15 protein-coding genes are annotated in these 22,092 nt (G+C 42.5%); 8 read left to right on the top strand and 7 right to left on the bottom strand.

Translation table 11 applies throughout. The annotated features are described in order from the left end of the window. Positions 1-47 precede the first annotated feature (47 nt). Both AM228_RS05625 and AM228_RS05620 read right to left on the bottom strand, forming a co-directional pair. Positions 48-6,908: an AAA family ATPase gene (locus AM228_RS05625; protein WP_054465117.1), complete on the bottom strand. Its 6,861-nt coding sequence runs from the start codon at positions 6,906-6,908 to the stop codon at positions 48-50. Between the two features lie 67 nt (positions 6,909-6,975). After that, entirely contained in the window at positions 6,976-7,218 is a 243-nt protein-coding gene (locus tag AM228_RS05620; protein WP_054465116.1) for a hypothetical protein, read from the bottom strand. 363 nt (positions 7,219-7,581) lie between these two features. Between AM228_RS05620 and AM228_RS05615 the strand changes: the two genes are divergently transcribed. Then, positions 7,582-8,148 carry a hypothetical protein gene (locus tag AM228_RS05615; RefSeq protein ID WP_072160673.1) on the top strand — a complete coding sequence of 189 codons (567 nt, stop codon included), beginning with the start codon at positions 7,582-7,584 and terminating at the stop codon, positions 8,146-8,148. A 325-nt stretch (positions 8,149-8,473) separates the two neighbouring features. On the opposite strand, the gene AM228_RS05610 is transcribed toward AM228_RS05615, so the two are convergent. After that, positions 8,474-8,944: a hypothetical protein gene (locus AM228_RS05610; protein WP_231636637.1), complete on the bottom strand. Its 471-nt coding sequence runs from the start codon at positions 8,942-8,944 to the stop codon at positions 8,474-8,476. Positions 8,945-9,200: 256 nt separating this feature from the next. Then, positions 9,201-9,512 carry a hypothetical protein gene (locus tag AM228_RS05605; protein ID WP_054465115.1) on the bottom strand — a complete coding sequence of 104 codons (312 nt, stop codon included), beginning with the start codon at positions 9,510-9,512 and terminating at the stop codon, positions 9,201-9,203. Between the two features lie 224 nt (positions 9,513-9,736). On the opposite strand from AM228_RS05605, the gene AM228_RS05600 reads away from it, so the two are divergent. Continuing rightward, positions 9,737-10,003, top strand: coding sequence for a chlororespiratory reduction protein 7 (locus AM228_RS05600; protein ID WP_054465114.1), 267 nt, complete (start codon positions 9,737-9,739; stop codon positions 10,001-10,003). 289 nt (positions 10,004-10,292) lie between these two features. On the opposite strand, the gene AM228_RS05595 is transcribed toward AM228_RS05600, so the two are convergent. Together AM228_RS05595 and AM228_RS05590 are read right to left on the bottom strand one after the other, a co-directional pair. Beyond that, positions 10,293-10,844, bottom strand: coding sequence for a DUF2854 domain-containing protein (locus AM228_RS05595; RefSeq protein WP_054465113.1), 552 nt, complete (start codon positions 10,842-10,844; stop codon positions 10,293-10,295). Between the two features lie 170 nt (positions 10,845-11,014). Next, positions 11,015-12,202, bottom strand: a complete 1,188-nt coding sequence (locus AM228_RS05590) for an S-layer homology domain-containing protein (RefSeq protein ID WP_054465112.1) — start codon at positions 12,200-12,202, stop codon at positions 11,015-11,017. 340 nt (positions 12,203-12,542) lie between these two features. On the opposite strand from AM228_RS05590, the gene AM228_RS05585 reads away from it, so the two are divergent. The 6 genes from AM228_RS05585 (at position 12,543) to AM228_RS05560 (ending at position 19,418) form a co-directional block, all read left to right on the top strand. Next, positions 12,543-13,856, top strand: coding sequence for a glutamate-5-semialdehyde dehydrogenase (locus AM228_RS05585; RefSeq protein WP_054465111.1), 1,314 nt, complete (start codon positions 12,543-12,545; stop codon positions 13,854-13,856). Between the two features lie 313 nt (positions 13,857-14,169). Then, positions 14,170-14,472, top strand: a complete 303-nt coding sequence (locus AM228_RS05580; RefSeq protein WP_231636635.1) for a hypothetical protein — start codon at positions 14,170-14,172, stop codon at positions 14,470-14,472. A gap of 21 nt (positions 14,473-14,493) precedes the next feature. Next, positions 14,494-15,663 carry a hypothetical protein gene (locus AM228_RS05575; RefSeq protein ID WP_054465109.1) on the top strand — a complete coding sequence of 390 codons (1,170 nt, stop codon included), beginning with the start codon at positions 14,494-14,496 and terminating at the stop codon, positions 15,661-15,663. A gap of 355 nt (positions 15,664-16,018) precedes the next feature. Then, on the top strand, positions 16,019-16,738 hold the full coding sequence (locus AM228_RS05570; RefSeq protein WP_054465108.1) for a Uma2 family endonuclease: 720 nt from the start codon (positions 16,019-16,021) through the stop codon (positions 16,736-16,738). A gap of 251 nt (positions 16,739-16,989) precedes the next feature. After that, a complete protein-coding gene (locus AM228_RS05565) occupies positions 16,990-17,727 on the top strand; it encodes a cytochrome c biogenesis protein CcdA (RefSeq protein WP_054465206.1) in 738 nt (245 codons plus the stop codon). A gap of 269 nt (positions 17,728-17,996) precedes the next feature. After that, entirely contained in the window at positions 17,997-19,418 is a 1,422-nt protein-coding gene (locus AM228_RS05560) for a cytochrome c biogenesis protein (RefSeq protein WP_082348753.1), read from the top strand. 479 nt (positions 19,419-19,897) lie between these two features. Here AM228_RS05560 and AM228_RS05555 read toward each other — a convergent pair whose 3' ends face one another. Next, a complete protein-coding gene (locus AM228_RS05555; RefSeq protein ID WP_054465107.1) occupies positions 19,898-21,967 on the bottom strand; it encodes an ATP-binding protein in 2,070 nt (689 codons plus the stop codon). Positions 21,968-22,092: the final 125 nt, after the last annotated feature.

Here is a 22,092-nt window from a genome sequence, read left to right as displayed (position 1 = left end):
CTTCCCCTACACCCTACACCCCCCGCCCCTACCCACCCATAGATTAATTAATCCGGTAAACGCAGGGGGAGAATAATGACAAATTCTGTTCCTTTGCCCGGTTCAGAATGACAGAAAAGGTTGCCTTGATGTTTTTCCACTACAATTTGATAACTCACAGAGAGTCCGAGTCCGGTGCCACTGCCCACAGGTTTGGTGGTAAAAAAGGGATCGAAAATCCGGTTTTGGATGTTTTCGGGAATTCCCAAGCCATTATCGGCAATGCTAATTCTCACAGATTCATGGATCTGTTCGGTTTCGATGATAATCTGAGGGAAATTCTCATCGGATGATAGATTTTGCGCTGGTTTTTCTTTGGAGTTGAGATATTTTTGTTGAAGGGCATCAATCGCATTGGCGAGAATATTCATAAAGACTTGATTGATTTGGGCGGAGTAACATTCAACGGGGGGTAATTCGCCAAAGTTTTTAACTAGCTGAATTTCTTTGAGTTGGTTTTGCAGAATTAATAAGGTGCTTTCCAGTCCTTCGTGGATATCCACCCGTTTTTTGGCCGCTTCGTCGAGGCGAGAAAAATTCCGTAAAGACAGGACAATTTTTCTAATGCGATCGGCGCCACTTTTCATGGACTCTAAAAGTTTCGGGATATCTTCGACTAAGAAATCTAACTCAACGGCGGCGATTCCTTCTTCAATAATCGGGTTTATTTGGGGATATTCTTGCCGGTAAAGATTCAATAAGTGCAATAAGTCATTAATGTAATGGTTCAGGGGATCGAGATTGCTATAGATAAAACTTACGGGGTTATTAATTTCATGGGCAATTCCCGCTACAAGCTGTCCGAGACTGGCCATTTTTTCATTTTGTACCAGTTGAATTTGGGTGCGTTGGAGTTGATCTAAGGCGTTTTGCAGTTCTTGGGTTTGGTCTTTTAAGCGAGATCGGGAATAGCGCAGGGCTTCTTCGGTGGTTCTACGGAAGATAATTTCATCTTGGAGTTGCTTGTTGGCATTTTGCAAGGAGGCGATCGCCTCTTGTAGTTCCGCCGTCCGTGCTTCTACCCGGATTTCCAACTCTTCGTTGGCTTGCTTCAGGGCGGCTTCGGCTTCTACGCGATAGGTGATATCGTGAACTACGGCATAAATTAATTCCCGTTCCAGATCCGGTGTGGCGTTCCAAAATAGCCACCGATAAGAACCATCCGCACAGCGATAACGATTTTCAAAGGTAATGATTTCTTGTTGAGAAACCAGTTTTTCTGTCGCTGTCTGGGTGCTGGGTCGGTCTTCGGGATGGACAAATTCCAGAAATGATTTGCCTAACATTTGTTCGGTGGAGATAGCGAGGGTTCTTTCCCAGGCGGGGTTGAGTTGGGTAAATTGTCCCTGAAAATCGATGACGCAGAGTAAGTCTTGGGAGAGACTAAAGAAGCGATCGCGTTCTTGTTCCGCTTTCGCCCGATAAGACCGTTCAATGGCCAAGGCCAATAAATCCGCTAACGAGGCGGCAAAGTTTTCTTCTTCAATCGCCCAATGCCGGGGCGCACCGATATGTTCGTGGCATAAAACTCCCACCATTTGCCCTCCTACGCGAATCGGGGCTTCCAGCATGGAGGTGATACCGAGGGGAATTAAATATTGGTCGCGAAATTCCGCCGTTCTCATGTCGGTGCGACCATCGTAGGCGGCGATAATTCGTTCCGTGGATAAAACCCGAAAATACGTCGGATAGTCGGAAACTGACAGATCCATGCCAGAGGTATGACGGTTGGGAGTCTGTTCGTAAAGGTCGAAGCATTTTATCTGAGTGCGTTGGTCATTGTAGATCCAGACGCTGACTCGTTCAATTTCCAAGGTTCTAGCACTGGCTTCTAGGATTTCTTTGACGGATAACAGCAGATCGTCGGAGCGATCGCTGCTATGAGTTTTGCCAGGGGTGAAATCCTGGGACAGACTGGTTAGCTTCTGCTGAAAATTGCGGTTGACTAAGGCAAAAATATCTTGAGTTGGCGCATAAGCTTTTCTAAACTCCAGAGAATTTTGTTGTCGATTTCGCTGCGAGAGTTTTAGTAAGGTGCTGCTTTGAGAACGCAGCCGTTTTTCCCGGAGGGAAATACTGTTGTAAAGCTGGGCATTTTCCCAGCAAATCGCTGCTTGGGAAGAGAGGAGTTTTAAAATGGTCAGGTTTTGGGAGCTAAACGCGGAACTGGTGAGATGATTTTCCAAATACAGCAAACCCATCATTTTATTCTGATGCAGAATTGATGTACAAATCATTGATTTTGGTTGCTTGGTCTGGATATAAGCATCTTGGCTAAAGCGTTCGTCCAGGGTGGCATCATCTAGGACCAAATCTTCGCCGGTTTTCTCCACATAATTAATCACCGACAAGGGGACATACTCACGGGTTTCTACCGGGGAACGTTCGCGACAGCGGTGCGGAGCACTTTCACCCATGATGGTTTGGGCTTCATTTAAGACTGCCCTGGCTTTGATCTCCCAGGTGCCTTCTAATTCCCAAAGCAGGCAGCCCGTAGTTGCCCCGGCATTTTCCACCAGCATTGTCATAATTTGATCGAGTAAATTTTCCAGTATTATTTCACTGCTTAGAGATTGCAAGGCTTTGATGACTGTATTGAAATCCACGGACGGGGGTTGAGTGGGGGTGATGGGACGGGATGTCCGATCTATCCGATATATCGGATCTATTTGATCTGTTGTGGCGGCAGAATCCAGCTTGATTGGTTGAGTGATGCTGGAGGAAAATAGTTGTGGATATTTGGTTTCTAGTTGTTTAACGATCGCGATCGCTCCCCAATTTAAATAACCATCATAAGCATCCCGCAGATAAATTTCGGCAATTTTCTGGTTGCCCCGTTCTTGATAGAATTCTCCTGCCCTTTGGTTGGCGATCGCCGCTTCATGGATATAGCCTTGTTGCGTTGCTCCGGTAATGGCGCGATCGTAAGCGGCGATCGCCTGATTTGCATCCCCAAGTAATCGCGCCGTTTCTGCTGCCACCAAGTCAACTTTATGCTGAAAATTCATCGGCGCAGACAAAGCCCACTTTTTCAGTTTTCCTTGATACTTGGTGACAATTTTTAACAGTCGGCGCTGTTCTTTTTTTGGCAAGGTTCGCCCCTGCATTAATAACAGTAAAGAAATATAAAATTTAAATTGAATTTGCGTTATTAAATCCGCATCCTGGTGAATCTTTTGATATCTCTCGATCGTCTCAATTGCTGATTCTGGTTGATTCCGTAAATAAGCTACTATGATTTTTGCCAGGGCGTTGGCATGGTTGACCGCTAGAGGGCTAGATGCTTCCTGGTTCGGGAAAATTTGCTCGGTTTGGCGATCGCATTCACGGCGACTTAAACTAAAAGCCAATTGTTTCCAGAGATTTAACTGGGCCATCGCTAAATTTTGATTCAAGGGTGCTAATAATTCCAGATATTGCGTAGCCTTATGCCACACAAATAGCAAATTTTCGCCCAAGAAAAAACGGTGCAGACACTCATCAACTGCTGCATATCCTGCATATTCAAAGTCTCCGTTTTCTAACCCTGATTGAACCGTTTCTCTTAACGGTATAATACTTTCTTTTAAGTGGCATTTGGCTACATTAATCTGACCATAAAACGTTCGATAGACTCTGGGTTTTAATTCCGTAGCCTCAAATTTATCCAATAAATTTAAAGACAGTTGACCTAACTCATATCCCAGGGCGATCGCCAGCCCCCGCCGACAGAGAAGCGCCCCATAAATTCCGTACCCATAAGCCGCAAAAGGAGAATTGCCATAAGTCCGGGATAATTGCACCATTTTTAACACCACTAAACTGAATAATCTCGGATTAATCTGGGCGGTGGGTGGGGCTAAATTCAGCAATATTCGCATGGCAGCTAATTGATAGGTATCGGTCATCAATGGTAATTTTTTTATAGATGTAATCTGATTTTCTTCTATAAATAAATTAGCCAGCAATTTTTCCCAAAACTCTGAAAATTGACTGGGAAATTGAGGTAGGATAATTTTTAGTTCTTTTAAGGCAATCAACCCATTCATCACCGCTGGCTGAATTTGATTGCTACCGATATAAAACTGAATTTTTAGCTCATATACTTTAACTCGTTCTAAGGTAGTTTTGGCATTTTGCAGAATCACCTCAGCCCAGGGTTCAATTTGGGCAAATTCCATATTCAGATAAGCCGCTTGTAGGGCTTCGATATGCAGCACCAGGGTCAGGTCATAATGGGTTTGCCAACTTTCTGGTGTCAGCAGTTTTAACCCCATCGTTAAATACTGATAAGCCGCTTCATAAGCCGTCGCTATTTTTGCTTTTTGTCCGGCCATTAAATTTAATCTAGCTAATTCATATTTTTGAGATAAATCGGTGATGCTGCTGCTGCCCAAATTCATTTGATTCACAATGGCAAAAATTTCCTCATACCGTCGATCCGGTGGCGTATGTTGCAAAAGCGACTGACCAATTTTTAAATGAAGTTTGCTAGATTCATTGGCAGAAATTAAGCCATAAACTGCTTGCTGTACTCGGTCATGGAAAAATTGATAAACTAATTGAGGAAACTTAATAATTTCAATGTCTGACTGTGGAGACTTTGCGGTCTCTAAATCCTGGGAAATTACCGTCATTTTCCCCTGATTTAGGCAGGGATTTAGGTAGGGATTTAGGCAGGCGATCGCATAAGGATCGTGTCCTTGGGGGACAATCAAATCACCTTGGATTGCCGGTTGCATTTGTTCCAGGGTAATTACCAAAGAAGTTTGGGCAGCGATCGCCAGAAACTCTAAATTAAATCGGTTGCCTAGGCAAGCTGCTAATTTTAAAATCTCCAAAGTGCCTGATGGCAAATTGATCAATTTTTTCTGAATTAATTCCCCGACGTTTTCGGTAATTTCTACGGATTGAATCTGCTCGATATCCCATTGCCAGCGGCGGGTTTCCCGGTTATATATTAATAGCTTTTGCTGATACAAAGATTGTAAAAGTTGCTTTAAGAAAAAAGGATTGCCGCTGGTTTTATGAAATAACAGTTCTGCCAAGGGTTGAGTCCATTCTGGAGGACATTGCAGGGTATCACTGATCAGTTCATCGATCGCATTAATCGTTAAGGGACGGAGTTTAATCTCGGTGACTCGCTGAGGGTTAGGCTGAGGGTTAGATTGAATTTGATCTAACGTCAATTGCCAAGCTTCAGTTGCCGATAGATCGCGATCGCGATACGTCCCCACGATCACCAGACGACTGGGGCGATCGCTCTCAGGATCCCTGTCAGGATCGCTGTCAGGAACCGATAATGGGTCAACCGGGGCGATCGCTTCTGGATCCTCCCCTGAACTGTTGCTGACTAAGGGGCGATTCCGCGAAGCGGATCCGGAAAGGGAATCGCGATCGCGAACCGTTGCGGATGCAATATCGAAAATCAAGCACTCTAGTAACTTAAGGGAAGCAGAATCTGCCCACTGGAGATCGTCCAAAAATATCACCAATGGAGAGTTCTGACTAAACACCGAGATCAACTCTAAAAACAGTAAATTAAACTGATTTTCTGATTCCGTCACCCCAAGTTTTTTGACTGGCGGTTGTTTACCCAGAATCAATTCCAACTCAGGAATGACCTCAACCATGACCTGAGCATTTTGGCCTAACTTATGCATAATTTTTTCCTGCCAAGCTTGCACTTTGGCTTCGCTTTCCGTTAAAACTTGGCAAATTAATTCCTGCATTGCATTCAGCCACGCGGAATAAGGAACATTCCGCTGATACTGATCGAATTTTCCCCCAATAAAATAACCCCGATTCGCCACAATCGGCTGATGAATTTCCCGGACTAAGGCAGATTTGCCAATCCCAGAATACCCAGAAATTAAAACGACTTGTGGGTGGCGGGGACATTTTTTTTTCATGGCATCATGGCCAGACTTACTCGCCGAATTAACCGCTTGAAAAATTTTAATTAAAGTCGCCAGTTCTTTTTCTCGACCGTAGAGCTTCTGGGGAATTTGAAATTGCTCCGCCATATCCTGTTGTCCCAGGATAAAATTTTCTATAGTTCCGGTAAAAATCAACTGATCTAAACAAGTTTGTAAATCGGCTTGAAGTCCCCGAATGCTTTGATATCTGTCTTCAGCATTTTTCGCCAATAATTTGAAAACAATGTTAGCCAATGACTGGGGTATTGCCAATTTTGGATTTAGTGACGGGGCAATCGGCTGGGGAGTTTTGGCAATATGACAATAAATCCATTCTAAAGGTTCACTGGCTTCAAAGGGTAGATTTCCCGTTAACATTTGATAAAATGTCACACCCAAAGAATAGAAATCTGTGCGATAATCAATGCCCCGATTCATTCTGCCGGTTTGTTCAGGAGAAGTATAAGCGCTGATACCAGGGATATGGCGAAAATCTCTCAAATTATTTCCTTGCCCAGGGAGGTGTTCTACCGGGCTGGCCATGCTAAAATCAATCAGTTTAATGATTTTACTAATCGGGTTAATTAAAATATTTCCGGGATGAATATTTTGATGAATTATTTGTGCTTTTTGTAAGACATCTAAACTCTGGGTTAGCTGAAGCGCCAGAGTCAAAAAATCCAGACAAGATAAGGGATGATTGACTAAAAATTTTGTCAAAGATTCCCCGCCAAAGTCTTCTAATATTAAAGCCGGGATTCCTTGATTAGTTTGGCAGAGTTCATAGATTTTGATTAATCCCGGATCGTTGAAATTTTTGCCGATCGCATACTCATGGGTAATCCGCGAAATATTTAACCAATGATTTGGCGATTCTGCCCTAGGAATTTTAATTATTACTGGCTGGCGATCGCGTTGTCGTTCTCCTCGGTAGACTAATGTGCGATCGCTCTGATGGATCGTTTCATTCATGTTGTATCCAGGGATAAAAATCATAGGAATTCCTAAATGGTAGATTCTGATCTTTTTTTGGTTTTAATCAAGACTTGACTAGGCTTTTATGTCGCGGCTGCTTGCTGATTTCCCATAATAGTCTGAGTCCATCTTCCCTTGTCCATAAAAGAGCTAACAGTAGCTGCTGTAACAGAGATGATGTCAATTGTAGCAAAATTTTGCCCCCTGACTTACCCAGCTTTTTGCCGGGGCTGACTGCCCAAGGATTTGATGCCCATCCTTTTGACGATTGCCAACTAATATTTTTTGCACATTGAGGGATTTGCATCAGACCCAATTCTTCAGAATTTTAAGCCAGGTTTATCCCGGAGTTACAGCCTTAATTAAACCCAGGCATAATCCAGCCCCAGGCTTAGGTAAAAAAACTGGTGTTCCCTATGCGATCGCCGAAAAAAGCTAAAAAATCGCTTTAATCCCTGGGCAATCCTGAAAACCACGTGCTATAATAGTATGTAAGATAAACGGGATTTGATGCCCTAGTAAATTGTTGATTTTGTCGAAGATATTTCTATTTATTTTTGACCTTTGTTCCCATAAATATGCATCGATCATATCTTATGCCCAAATACGCCCAAATATCCCATTAGCTATTCCGCTTTCAGGATTTTTTTGATTCAATAGGTAAAAACTTATGTTGCATAATTTTTTAAGCAAAATCGAATTACAGCAAGTTATTGAGAAAATCAATCAACGACAGCAAGGAGATGCGTTTTCCTCTGTGATGGTGGAAAAAGTCTTAGGGGTGGGAAAACCCTGGAAACAATTAAATAAGTCAGAACTTTGTCAAATCCTAGAAGCTTGGGAACACCTGTTAGCCAAATGTCCCCAAACTTCTGATTGGAAAACTATTAAAGTCAGCGATCGCCTCTTGTCAGCGACAGGGGATGGTCAACGCTGGGTAGACTATTTTGGCTTTCCCTCATTCACCCCAGCGGCAGAGTTTGTTAGGCAAATTTTGCCTGATTGCCAATGGGTGCTGATTCGCAAAAGTGGCAAACGCTTAAATGCCAGTATCGAGTGCAAAGTCTGGGGCTTATCAGAGGCAAAATACCAAGAACTTGTTGATCAAGAAACAACCAAAAATATTCCATCCATGATTATGGTTTATGACGCGGTAAACGGAGGTGAATACCAAACTTATATCAGAACCAATAATCCTGAAGTGGTGGAAAATTTTAAGGATTTAATCCTGAAATAGTTATTGGTTGTTGTTGGTTGGTTGTTGTTGGTTGGTTGTTGTTGGTTGGTTTTTGTTGGTTGGGGAAAGTGAAAAGTCGTAGGGGCGAATGGCCATTCGCCCGTACAAGTGAAAAGTGATGCATTTCCATGAAATATCACTATTCACTATTCACTATTCACTATTCACTTGTCACTTTTCACTCTCTCCTCTGCTCCTCTGCTCCCTACACCCTACACCCCACACCCCACACCCTATTGGTTGTTGGTTGTTTGGCTAAACTAATAACTAATAACCAATGCTGAGGGTAATTTTGCTTCTAGCAAAATTACCCCAGGTATTATTTTTACTTAATTTGTCGAGTATTTGGGGATGCTGCCGACCCATAATTAATTCGACAACCAATATTAAAGATACTCGAACCACACTCCAGGGGAACCACCTGGTCTTTGAGCATGGCACTACAGCTTACATATTGATCGTTATTGGTATCTTTAATCATACATTCAATCGGTTCAGCCCCCGCACGGGCTGACCAAGCTTTCATTCCCCAAACTGCCACAAAATGCTGCCAAAAGAAGATGATGAAAAATCCAGCCAATAATACAGAAAGGGCAATGCCAACTTTAAACTGCCAACTTTTCAGAATTTCTGTTAACTTCCCCATCAGATTAGCCGATAAGGAAGTGACTGGATTAGTATTTTCTGGATTGGTTGCTTCTGGAGTTTTATTTTCCTGATTTTCAGACATTAAGTAGACTCCTTGCCGATAAATTTCGATGACTGGTTTTCCAGGAATAGCCTGAATTTTAGCCAATTACTTAGTCAGTTTAGCAAAATAGTCCCGCTCTTGGCTGAGGATTTCACAAATTATTAATATGTGATTTAGAATTTTTGCTTTAGATTTGCTTTCGGAAGTCTCTGACAAAAAAACCCGGTTTGTTCAAAAAAACCGGGGGTTTGGGGATTTCGCTTATGCTAAAAGGCTATAAATCAATTTTTAATCCGGTTTTTGGGGGTTAATCAAGCGATCGCGGAAAAAAGACTGAGTTAATCAAAAAATAGGTTCTAGGCTAAACCGTGCAAGCAATTTTGCTATGCAGTTCGTTAATAAAGTGTTGAAATTCTCTTTGTTTTCTGGCATCCGCTTCTTCTTCTAGCCAAGTTTTCACGGAGGAAACTGTATTTTGTATCCGCTCTTTTTCAACTCGAAATTCATCGAGAACTTGGCTTAAAGTTTCATCGGATAAATGTTCTATCATCACGTTGATATATTCAGCCACCAGTTCTTCTGCTTCATTGTCTTTAACTGGGCCTTCCGCACCTACCGCATCATGGAATCGGCGGGCTAGACGATTAAATGCTTCGTATGCTTGATGAGACATTTGTGATTCTCCTTTAATATATATGCTTTGCCTATACTGTTACTATAGCTACAATTTTTTTGTTTGTCAAGATATGATGACATTACTTCATAATCAATCCCCAGGGGATGAAATCGCAGTAAAATAAACGTTGTTGGTGATTGGTGATTTGTGATTTGCAGTTCAGCCAAATTCTTAATCACCAGTCATCAATCACTAAACACCAATAAAAAACGGAGGAAACGATGCCAAGTCCAATTATGTATGAAGCGGAAGAAACTTTTGTGGTTCTAGACCCGAACCTGTTGGAAGAAGAATTTATGACTGGGGAGGAACTTTTGATTAAGTTAAAACAAATTTTATCCCAGACTCCTGTGGATGAATTAACCCCAGATATCAGAAAATATAGCTCCCTTGATGAGCAAGCGAAATATTTACTTACCACCGGCTGTGAGTTGCAAATGGCACCAGGAAAAACTCTGCAATGGTATGTAGTGCGATTGGAAAAATAGCTTAATTTTTGTTGTTGGTTGGTTGTTGTTTGTTGGGTAGGGATTCTTTGGTTGTTGTTGGTTGTTGGTTGGTTGTTGGGTAGGGATTCTTTGGTTGTTGGTTGTTGGTTGGTTGTTGGGGAAAGAGGAAAGTTGTAGGGGCGAATGGCCATTCGCCCCTACAAGTGAAAATAAGTATCACTATTCACTATTCACTATTCACTTTCCCCTCTGCCCCTCTGCCCCCCTGCACCCCTACACCCTACACCCCACACCCTACACCCTACACCCTACACCCTCTCTTCCCTGGTTAATTTTTGGGCTGGGTAATCAGGGCTACATCTATTCTATCTTTTTTCGGTTGGGTAATTTCAGCCCGGATTCCTGGCCCAAAAAACTTTTCGATTTTTTCCCGTTTTTCTTGCCAGGTTTCTAGGGTAAATTTGGGTGAGTCAAATTCTAAAATTAACCCATAGTTGTCATCAATTTCTATTTCCCGTAATGCCGCCAGTACCGGACGTTCTTTGTCGTTAGGATTTAAGCCAAATCGCTGTAATGAATCATCCAAGTGAGCATCTTGACCGTAACGATACCGGGTCACGTCTTTGCGGATTTGATTTTGAATTTCCGTGGCCATTTTTTGACGCAATGCCAGGACTTTCTCGGAGGTTGGTTGACTAAATGGGACGGGTTTGAGTTCGGCAGATTTGAGGGCTAAACCTCCGAGTAATAAGGGAATGCCATAAAAAAATCCGGCTAGGTTTAAGGTGGCATAGTCGGCAAAGTAAGCCGCAAATCCCACTACGGTGAGGATACCGCCAATGACTAAACCGACAGAACTGAGAGAGATTTTACCAAACATAAGATAACGTTGAACGAATCAATAATGTTCAAATTTTACAAAAAACAAGCGATCGCCTTTTTATTGTACCCCAAAGCGAGCGCTTTGATGATTTTATTTGGCTAATCGGTGGATCTGCGTCCCCGAAATCCTGACACAAAGGTCAATTATTTAAGGATTATTTGACTAATTTAAGGACTAACAATGTAAGAATTGTTCAACGGTTCGACTGCCCCAGCGATCGCCAAAGCTTGATGAATCATCACCGCTACTTCAGCCCGCGTTGCCGGTTGATTGGGATTCAGTAATGTGCGATCGGGATAATTAACTACCAGACGGTTTTGCGTCGCTGCCGCTACTTTCTGGATGGCATATTTGGGGATATCTTTGGCATCTTTATATTGTTTAATCATCCCCGCTGATTGGGACGGCAAATTTAGATTTAAGCCGCTGGCAAGGGCGACTAAAACTTGCACGCGAGGAACTTTTTGTTCTGGTTGGAAAACTTCTCCGGGATATCCCCGTAAAAAGCCGCTTTCAGAAACTTGATTAATCGCCTGTGCTGCCCAATATTCTTGGGTAATATCTTTATATTTAACTCTTGTTTGCTTGGCTTTATGTTCAAAAACTTTTTGCAACTGAGCGGCTAATTCGGCACGGGTTATAGGCTCATTTGGTCGAAAAGAACCATCGGGAAAACCCGAAACTACGTTAATCGTAAGTAGCGATTGAATTTGGGGTTTTGCCCAATAATCATCGGGGACATCAGAAAATTTTTCTGCTGGCGTATTTGTTGTCGTATTTGTTGGGGTTGTCACCGCTGGTTTGCTGTCAGTTTTTTGGGCAGTTTCTCCGGGAGTAGCGGTTTCAGCATTTGGGATTTTTGGGATAGCCCCTGAACCATTTTTTTTGCTGGTTTCTGGGGTTTCAACCTGGGGGGTTATTGGGGTGGAAAATGATGCAGTTTCAGGTAATTTTTGCGGCGTTGAGGCGGTTGAATTCACCCCAATTATTGCGTTTGAACCCAAGTCTGATTTTGATGAGTTTTGATTCGTGGCACTCGGTGCAATTTTTCCCGGTAAGGAGGCATCTTTTTCTAAGGTTGGGGAATCATTAACAGATAATTTGGGCTGATTTTCCCTAGTTGGCTGAATAGCGGCAACTTTTGAGGGTTCTGATGATTGACTTGATGGTGGAGAACTGACAAAAATTTGGGGAGATTTTAAGGTTAATGCTGAGTTATCCCGCAGCATAATCCAAAAGAATATGCTACCGATACCTAATAAAGCCACAATCACCGCAATGAATTCGTCCCATTGCCGGTTGTCTTTTGGTGATGGTTGGTCGTTTGAATTCGGTGAATTAGATGAGTTAGTCATAGCGATCGCTCACAATGCAATAAGTGCAGCACCTACGCAGGGAGAGGATCGGGGCAACCATCGCCATCGGATTGCCCCTACAAAATCCCCCGCAAAATATTTACAGATAAATATTCTGCGTAAGTCCTAAAATTTATTTTGACACTGATTCTGGCTTTTGGGGCTGCGATCGCCCCTTCGCCCCCAAGCAAATCGCTGCCAAAGAAACCGGGTTTCTCCGATAATTTGTGTCGCAACGCCGATATTCCCTAAAGAAACCCGGTTTCTCAGAAAATATTTAACCCCTGAGAAACTCAGCGGTAGGATGAAATAATTGACGTTTTGTAACCGATCTAAATCTATGACTTTGACTGCAACCGGATCGCCCAGTTTAGAAGATATTGCCCGCAAAACCCGTGACGCTGCCCGTCAGTTGGGGATTCTGTCCACCGAGGAGAGAAATCAAGGAATTGAAGCGATCGCCGCTGCCTTGGAAGCTGCCACCCCGGACATTCTCGCTGCTAATGCGATCGACTGTGAAAACGCTGTGGCTGACGGCATTGCCAAACCTTTGTATCATCGACTGAAACTCACCGCAAGCAAACTCCAAGCCACTATTGCCGGAGTACGAGATGTGGGGAAATTGCCGGATCCCGTTGGCGCCGTGCAAATTCACCGAGAACTAGATGAAGGATTGATTCTCAAGCGAGTGACTTGTCCCCTGGGAGTTTTGGGGATTATTTTTGAAGCGCGACCGGATGCGGCGATTCAAATTTCGGCTTTAGGGATTAAATCCGGTAATGGGGTAATTCTCAAAGGCGGAAAAGAGGCGATTCATTCTTGTACCGCGATTGTGAAAGCCATTCGCCAAGGTCTTGGGACAACGAAAATCGCTCCAGATGTGGTGCAATTGCTGACCACTAGAGAGGAAATTCAAGAGTTACTGAAACTGGATAAATATGTTGACTTGATTATTCCCAGAGGGTCTAATTCTTTTGTCCAGTTCGTGATGAATAACACGAATATTCCCGTGTTGGGTCATGCGGATGGCGTTTGTCATCTCTATATAGATGCGGCGGCAGATATGGAAAAAGCGGTTAACATTACGGTGGATTCTAAAACTCAGTATCCCGCTGCTTGTAATGCTACGGAAACTTTGTTAGTTCACCGCAATATTGCCGCTAATTTTTTGCCTTTGGTGGCGAAAGGTTTGCAAGTTCATCAAGTAGAATTACGGGGCGATCGCATTACCCGTGATTTTCTCCGGGATTTGGCGATCGCGGAAGCTACGGACGAAGATTGGGCTACAGAATATACGGATTTAATCCTATCAATTAAAATTGTGGATTCCCTGGAAGCGGCGATCGCTCATATTAATCAATATGGATCGGGACATACTGATGCGATCGTCACCGAAGATAGCGCTGCTGCCAGCAAATTTTTAGCCCAAGTAGATGCGGCTGGAGTGTTTCATAATTGTTCCACCCGCTTTGCCGATGGTTTCCGCTATGGTTTTGGTGCGGAAGTGGGCATTAGTACCAGCCAAATGCCGCCCCGTGGCCCCGTGGGACTCGAAGGATTAATTACTTATAAATATCAAGTCACGGGCAACGGTCACATTGTTGCCACATACGCTGGCGACCATCCTAAATCTTTTACCCACCGGGATTTATAATCAGAAAAAAAACCGGGTTTTTGTGGCTAATTCCGCATAAAAACCCGGTTTTTCATACCAAGTTTTAAAATTTTTGCTACAATTTCAGTGTTACAGCAATTTTCTCCACGAGTAAATTGCTGTAGTGGCTGGTGCTTAAATTTTGTTGTTAGTTTGAACCAATAAAAGTGATCGCATTTAGGACTGAACCAGCGATCACTTAATTTATTGCAACAAATCGCAATAAATATTCAACTATTTAATACAAAAATTTACACACATTGGAAAATATATAGTGTAACATAGATCGCTAACTTCAGTAAAATAGTGCAAATTGGATGTGTTTGACCCAATCACAATGGAAGTGGAGTCAGAGTCAGGAAACAACGTTCCCGCGTGGTTTCTTGACACAAACTATGACGGCCTATGTTTCCATGTCAATCAGGCTTTCTTCCCCGGTACAAGTGCTTGGGACGGCATCAAGAAGGCACTAAAGAGAACCTATGATAATGAAGTTTGGGAGCATTTAGCGGGGACAATTAGCGCACCATTTGAGGCAGGGAAGCATCAGGAAATTGCGGTTAAAGTTATTGATGACCGGGGTAATGAATTGTTATTTACTAAGCGTTTATCGTAGTTATTGGAGCTACTGTAGAAAATGAATTACCGAGAAAATGAAATTCAAGAACCTTTTTTTGATATCGATATTTCTGAAGGAATCGATTACTCCTCAATAGATTGTAATAATCGCCACTTTCAACAAGCCCAGCGATTCCATCAAAAACTGAGATCAGTAAATCGGTTTATTCAGTATTGTTTTATGTATGACCCGTTAGTCAATTTAGAAACAGGAAATTCAATATCAATTTATCTAAATCCTAGGCTACTTATTGTACACAATCTTTTGGAAGAAAGCAATAAAACGTACAGTCAAATTTTTATTTTAAATAATCTCATCAAAATACCTAGTCTTAAAAAGCTAGAACAACAATATTTAGAAACCACAAAACGTGATAGCGAGGACTATTTGCAAAAAGCTCAAATGCAAATTAACTGTTATAGCTGTATTGCACCATTCCGAATTATAAATCCAGAACAAATAACTGAAGAATACTTAAATAAATACTCGGGTAAAAACAATCAGTCAAAGGTCACGGATAAAAAAATTGATTTGATTAATAAAAAAAGAAACGCTAAAAAATTTGAAACTAGCGAAGTATTGTATTACAAGCAATATATTTGTTGTGAACATGAAGGTGAAAAAGGATGGATTATTCTTTATATAAGCCCACTTTTAAGTATCGATGATTTTAAATCAGAAATAATAGGTATAGGTGAAACTCTCTTAGAGGCAGATTTAGACTTTCAAAGGAAAAAAGCCGGGTTATTTTTAGAAACTATGGAGTTAAAGCAAAATGTTTTAAATTCAAACACACCAGTTAACATAAATCAGATGAGAACTTTTTGCCAACAATACGACAAGAATATAAAATATGATAGTTTTACTCACGAATACACTGGTTGTTTCAAAAGAAAAACATTTGGGTTTAAGCTAACTTGTCGGTCTGAATTATATAAATTTACAGTTTCCGTTTCGTCTCATTCTACTAAATGGACTGTGGAAACCCACATAAATGCAAGATACAAAATACCAATAGAAGCAACAGGTAAATCCTTGGAAGAAGCTTTTAACAAAGCTAAAGAAAAGCATGACCGTATTTTATCAAATCCGGAACTTATTCAGAAGGAAATTGCATTTATAGAGCAAGACTACCAACCAAACTATGATGAATATATAAACCTAGACCTAAGTTCCGAGTTTGAATGATGTATTTCACCCAGTTAAAGACATCAAAAAATTAGATTTTTTAAAAATGACCTACGAAGTCAACGAACCCATCCTCAATTCCCCTTTTGATGAACCATCCCGGTATTGGTTTATTCGAGAGGGCTAAGTAGGTGAAGATAATTAATTGCACTTTTCGTTCTCCGCCGATAGGCTTTGGATTCCCGCCTTCGCGGGAATGACAGTTTTTCTTCTGATATGGTCTGTGGTGCATTTATTTCTGCCCACCTACTTATCTTATTCTTTCTATGAGTTTGCCCCGACCGTCAGCCTTGGCAAGTCACGATCTAATAAATCAGTTAAAATAAACTAACTGCGATCGACTATTGTATAACTAATGATTCAAGCCCCTTTTTCTGCTCAACTACTTTACCCTGATTCTGACGGGAAACCGATGGCCGATAATACAGAACAATATGAATGGATTGTGCGTTTGGTGACAAATCTGAAGCATTTATTAAAAGATGAAGTAGCGTTTGTAGCCGGAGATTTGCTGTGGTATCCCGTGGAAGTAGAGGAACCACCGGCACCCCGCCAAGCGCCAGATGCAATGGTGGCTTTGGGTCGTCCTGCGGGATATCGCGGCAGCTATAAGCAATGGGAAGAAGACAACATTGCCCCGCAAGTAGTATTTGAGATTCTCTCACCAAGCAACACCCGTCGGGAAATGGCGGAAAAGCAAAAATTTTATGAAGACTACGGGGTTTTAGAGAGTTATTACTATGACCTCGAACGCAAAGATTTCTGGGGATTTGTGCGATCGCAGCCTGATGATATTTGCACCTTGATTACCGCGTTGTATTTGCCTTGGACATCGCCGTTATTGCAGATTAGATTTGAACTAATGGAGGATGGGTTAGCGGTGTTTCATCCCAATGGCGAACCTTTTGCTGAACCGGAAACCATGTTTCTGGAAAGAGATGCCGCCCGACTCGCAGAACAAGAGGCACAAGCTGAACGCGATCGGGCACTGTTGCGGGAAGAACAAACTCAAGCCAAACTCAATCAAGCCTTAGCAAAACTTCAGGAGTTGGGCATCGATCCCGATACCCTCTAGGGAGAGGCATAATAGACAAGAGCGCAAAATAAATATTTCGATCCCCCCAACCCCCCTAAAAAAGAGGGGCTTTTTATAATGAAAGCTTTCTTGTCTAATGAGAAAAGAAACCGGGTTTCTTGGGTTGAGGATCGAGAATGACCAGTTGTAACCCATGAGAAACCCGGTTTCTGGGCTGATAAATTATAAATATTTTCCTGATACACCATCTCGAAATACAATAAAATCAGATTCGGCCTCAACCCATGCCCATGATTAACTCCCTAGAAACACAACTTTATCACCTGCAACAACTGGCAAACAACCTGGTCACGAACCAAATCACCCATTTAACTTTTGTCAGTGTTGGGGTCATTTTTCTGGCGGGTTTACTCACCAGTTTAACCCCTTGTATGCTTTCCATGTTGCCAATTACCATTGGCTATATTGGCGGTTATGAAACTAAAAATCGCCTGGAAGCAGCGGCCCAGTCTGCCTGGTTTTCCCTGGGACTCGCCACCACCCTAGCGGCTTTAGGAATTGCCGCCGCGACGTTGGGCAAAGTCTATGGACAAGTTGGCATTGGTTTGCCAATTCTGGTTAGCGCGATCGCCATTTTAATGGGTTTAAACTTACTCGAAGCCTTACCCATTCAACTGCCATCATTTGACGGAATGCAGTGGATTTCCCAAGACTTACCGAAAGGCATTCGTTCTTACTTACTCGGTCTAACCTTTGGCTTAGTGGCTTCTCCTTGTAGTACCCCGGTTTTAGCCACATTATTAGCTTGGGTTTCCACCAGCCAAGACCTCATCTTAGGCGGGGTATTGCTATTAGCTTATGCCGCTGGTTATGTTTCCCCATTAATTTTAGCAGGAACTTTTACCGCCAGCATCAAAAAACTCTTAGAATTAAGAAAATGGTCTAGTTGGATTACTCCAGTCAGCGGCGCATTATTAGTCGGATTTGGGGTGTTTACCCTGTTATTTAGACTCTTGCCCGTAGCTTAATTTGCGCCGCGCCGCATCTCCAGTAGGGGCGAAGCATTCGCGGATATATCTCCCGGATAAACAGAAAAATTATCTATATACGCGAATGCTTCGCCCAATATATTTCTGCTTTTATATAATTCTGTAAGGGCGAAGCATGACCGGATAAAATTTCGGCTTTTAACCAATAATTTACCTGCGGTCATGCTTCGCCCTTACCCAAGTGGGATGATCCTATGTTCGCTTTTCAGTTGATTTAAGTAACACAATAAATCTGGAACACATAAACCATGAACTTAAACGAATCTAAAGACTCTGTACCCTCAGAAAAACCGCCGGAAAATTCAGCACCCAAAACTTGGACAGCTAAACAATTGCTCCGCAAAGTATTACTGATTATTGGCGATTTACGATTAGCGATTATCTTACTATTAGCGATCGCCTTTTTTAGCATCTCTGGCACCGTCATAGAACAAGGAGAATCCCTACAGTTTTATCAAGCAAACTATCCCGAAAACCCAGCCTTATTTGGCTTCCTCACCTGGAAAGTAGTTAAAACTGTTGGCCTCGATCATGTTTATAAAACCTGGTGGTTTCTCTCTATTTTAATCTTATTTGGTTCCAGCTTAACCGCTTGTACCTTTACCCATCAATTTCCTGCCCTCAAAGCAGCCCAAACCTGGAAATTTTATGAAAAACCCAGACAATATGAAAAATTAGCCCTCAGTACCCAACTCAGTGGCGGCCATCTCAACGAACTGGAACAAGTATTACAAAATCGGCGCTATCGCGTATTTCGAGAAGGCAATAAAATTTATGCCCGCAAAGGCATAATCGGCAAAATTGGCCCAATTATTGTCCATGCCAGTATGTTGATTATTTTGGCGGGGGCAATTTGGGGCACCCTCACGGGAATTATGGCCCAACAATTAATCCCCAGTGGGGATAGTTTCAGCATCAATAATATTATCGATGCGGGGCCATTGGCGCAATTAAATGTATTTAAAGATTGGTCAGTCAAAGTCAATCGATTCTGGATTGAATACCAAGAAGATGGCAAGATTGACCAGTTTTATTCTGACTTATCTGTATTGGATAATCAACAACAAGAAGTCGATCGCCAAACTATTTATGTAAACAAGCCCTTACGCTATCGGGGCGTAACCCTTTACCAAACCGATTGGGGCATTGCCGGGATTAAAGTCCGGCTGAATAATAGCCCAGTTTTGCAATTACCAATGGGTGAATTAAAAACCGGAAGTAAGACCAGAGTTTGGGGGACTTGGATTCCCACCAAAACCGATTTAAGTGATGGAGTTTCCGTGATTGCCATTGACTTACAAGGCACGGTTTTACTCTATGGCAATGATGGCAAATTAATCAGCACTGTCCGCACAGGCAGCGCGATCGAAGTCAATGGCATCACCCTCACCATTGTCGATTTAGTAGGCAGTACCGGCTTACAAATTAAAAGCGATCCGGGCATTCCCATTGTTTACACCGGCTTTGGTTTACTGATGCTAGGAGTAATGATGAGTTACGTCTCTCACTCCCAAATTTGGGCGTTACAAAAAGACGGCAAATGTTATATTGGCGGTCGGACAAACCGGGCTTTAGTCACCTTTGAGCGGGAAGTTTTACAAATTTTAGAACAACTCAACCAACCCCCGTCGGAAGGCAGTTCCCTAGAAACGAGTTCCGTGGGCATTTAATGCCAATTTCCTGCAACTGTAGGGTGGGTCAAATTTTGCCCACCTTACTAACTAATACCATTTACAAAAATTCATCCAACAGTAGGGGCGCTACGGAAAAGCGCCCAAATAAACCTGGGAATTGTATAGTTTCTAAAATTAGTAAAATAGTCGATTTCAACCGCCTGTAGGGGTCAACGGCCGTTGACCCCTACAGGCGGGGATTTTAATCCCCGCCGGATTTTAATCCCCGCAATCGTCGGTTAATTGCGGGGGTACATAAACCGCCGGGGGTTAAAACCCCCGGCTAATAGCGCAAGTCGGTTAAAACCGACTTTGGATTATTTTGAAATTGGTAATTTTATTTACAAAAATTCATACAACAGTAGGGGAGCAATGCTTGCGCCCAAATAAACCAGGGAATTGTAGCAGTAGTTTCTAAAATTGGTATAACCACTCCCCGCAACCATGCCCCGAATGAAATAACCAAAATTGTCAAACTAAAGCCATCCTCTAATCTCACTTTCGGTCAGGGTGCGCTCAATTTTTATATATTCACTTTTCGTCGCTTCTAAAATATGTTTCATCATCACAGGTTCCCCGGCTTCAGCGGCTAAAAATGCCGCATTTATGGCAATATTGCGGATATTTCCTCCGGCTACATTCAGTTTGGCTAACTTCTTAAACGCTAATCCTTCCGTTGGGGTTTTTTCGGGGAAAATGCGCTGCCAAATTTCTCCCCGTTGATTGATATCTGGGAAAGGAAATTGCACCACAAATCTAATCCGGCGCAAAAATGCTTGGTCAATGGAATTTTTTAAGTTAGTGGTGAGAATGGCTAAACCCCGATAGGCTTCCATGCGCTGCAAGAGATAGCCCACTTCAATATTGGCATAGCGATCGTGACTATCTTTAACATCAGACCTTTTGCCAAATAAAGCATCAGCTTCATCAAATAATAATATCGCGCCGCCCCCTTCAGCAGCATCAAAAACCCGCCGCAAGTTTTTCTCGGTTTCGCCAATATATTTACTGACAATTGAACTTAAATCAATTCGATAAAGGTCGAGTTGTAATTGTTTGGCTAAAATTTCTGCTGCCATTGTTTTTCCCGTGCCACTAGACCCGGCAAATAAGGCACTAATGCCTAAGCCTCGGCCACTTTTGTCCCCAAAACCCCATTGTTCATAAACTTTAACTCTTTGTTTCACTTGGGCGTAGCATTCTTGCAAAACTTGTTTCTCTTTTTCCGGCAAAATTAAGTCATCCCAAGTGGCGTTTGTGTCGATGCGTTGGGCTAATTCATCCATTTTTAATCGGGCTTGAAGGCGACAAGTTTGCCACAGTTGATGATGAATTTTTTCCTGAAGTTCTGTAGTTTCTGTAGGTTCAGTTTGGGCAAAATTTTCGGGTTGACTTGTTTGATATATGTTTTGATTGATTTGATGATTTTCTAGTTTTTGATTGATGATTCCTTTGGCTTGCAAACAAGCAGAATTAATCGCCGAAGGACTGAGGTTAAAATGGGCGACTAAAGATTCAATATGGCCATTGAGTTGAGTGGCCATATCACCCAAGGCATTTTGCCAAACTATGCGTTGTTCGCGGGCTGTGGGATGAGTGACTTCTAGGGTAATTAGGGGGCGTTGCCGTTGGGTGCGCCGATCGCGACTACTGACTATTAAAGGACATTTAATCGTATCAATAAAACGGGCTACGGTTGCCTCTCTCCATGCTTCATTACTTTCTAAGTGGTCGCAGTCGAGAAATATGGCACTTTTATTTAAAATATATTCGCGATCGCACAAACTTTTCAGTAAATTTTGTTGGGTTTGATCCGCTGGTAAAGCATCTGCTGACATCACCAATAAATTTAGGCCAAGGTCAGCACAAGCTTTAGCCGCGATCGCCTGTTTACTAGCCGGTTCCATCCCACATAATTGTAACAATGGAAACCGGCCAAATTCGGCATAACTTTGCCCCCAACTAGCGACAATTTCTTGCGCCAACTCTTGATGAGACGAAACCAACAGTAGGGGCGAAATGCCGTTCTCCCCTACCTCAACATAAAACTCTGGACTTAAAGGTTCAACAATGCCATGCAAGCGTTCATCTAAATAATTAACCCCCACCAAATAATGTAAAATTCGCTCATCAATTCGCAGGGGACTCGTGGCCAAAGTTCTGGCCACACCCACTTCAATTAATCGCCATTTTCTCAGGGGATTTATCGGACTCAGAGCATCCCAATGTCCCCCCGGAAATATGGCCAAAGCTAAACTAAAAGTCGGATAAATTTTTTGCTCATTATGTTGGGCTTGGGCACAAAGTCCGGCAAATTGAGCATCAAATTCTACCGCCGCACATAATACTAATAAATCCCTTTCAAAAGGGGAAAGTTGGAAAGATTTACAGACCGTTTCTAACGCTGTCGGTTGGCTGAACTGGCTAGGAGGCAAAGTCGGCAATTTAACTTGACCAGGAGTTTGGTTAATCATTAGTTCTAATGCCCCTTGCACCCGCGCGATCGCACCCATCAAATACTTTTGATTTTCTTCTTGCCAGTTCATAATAATTCCCGATTATTCCCGATTATTCCCGGTACTATCTTACAGCGGTTTTAAGATTAATTAACCATAAATTTTCTTAGGGGCGAAGCATTCCGTAGGGGCGTTCTCGCATTCGCCCCTACAAT

Source organism: Planktothricoides sp. SR001, from assembly GCF_001276715.1.
In the GTDB taxonomy this organism is placed as follows: Bacteria; Cyanobacteriota; Cyanobacteriia; order Cyanobacteriales; family Laspinemataceae; genus Planktothricoides; species Planktothricoides raciborskii.
Note: the sequence above shows the minus strand (reverse complement) of the source record. Positions and strands in the feature narration are given on the sequence as shown.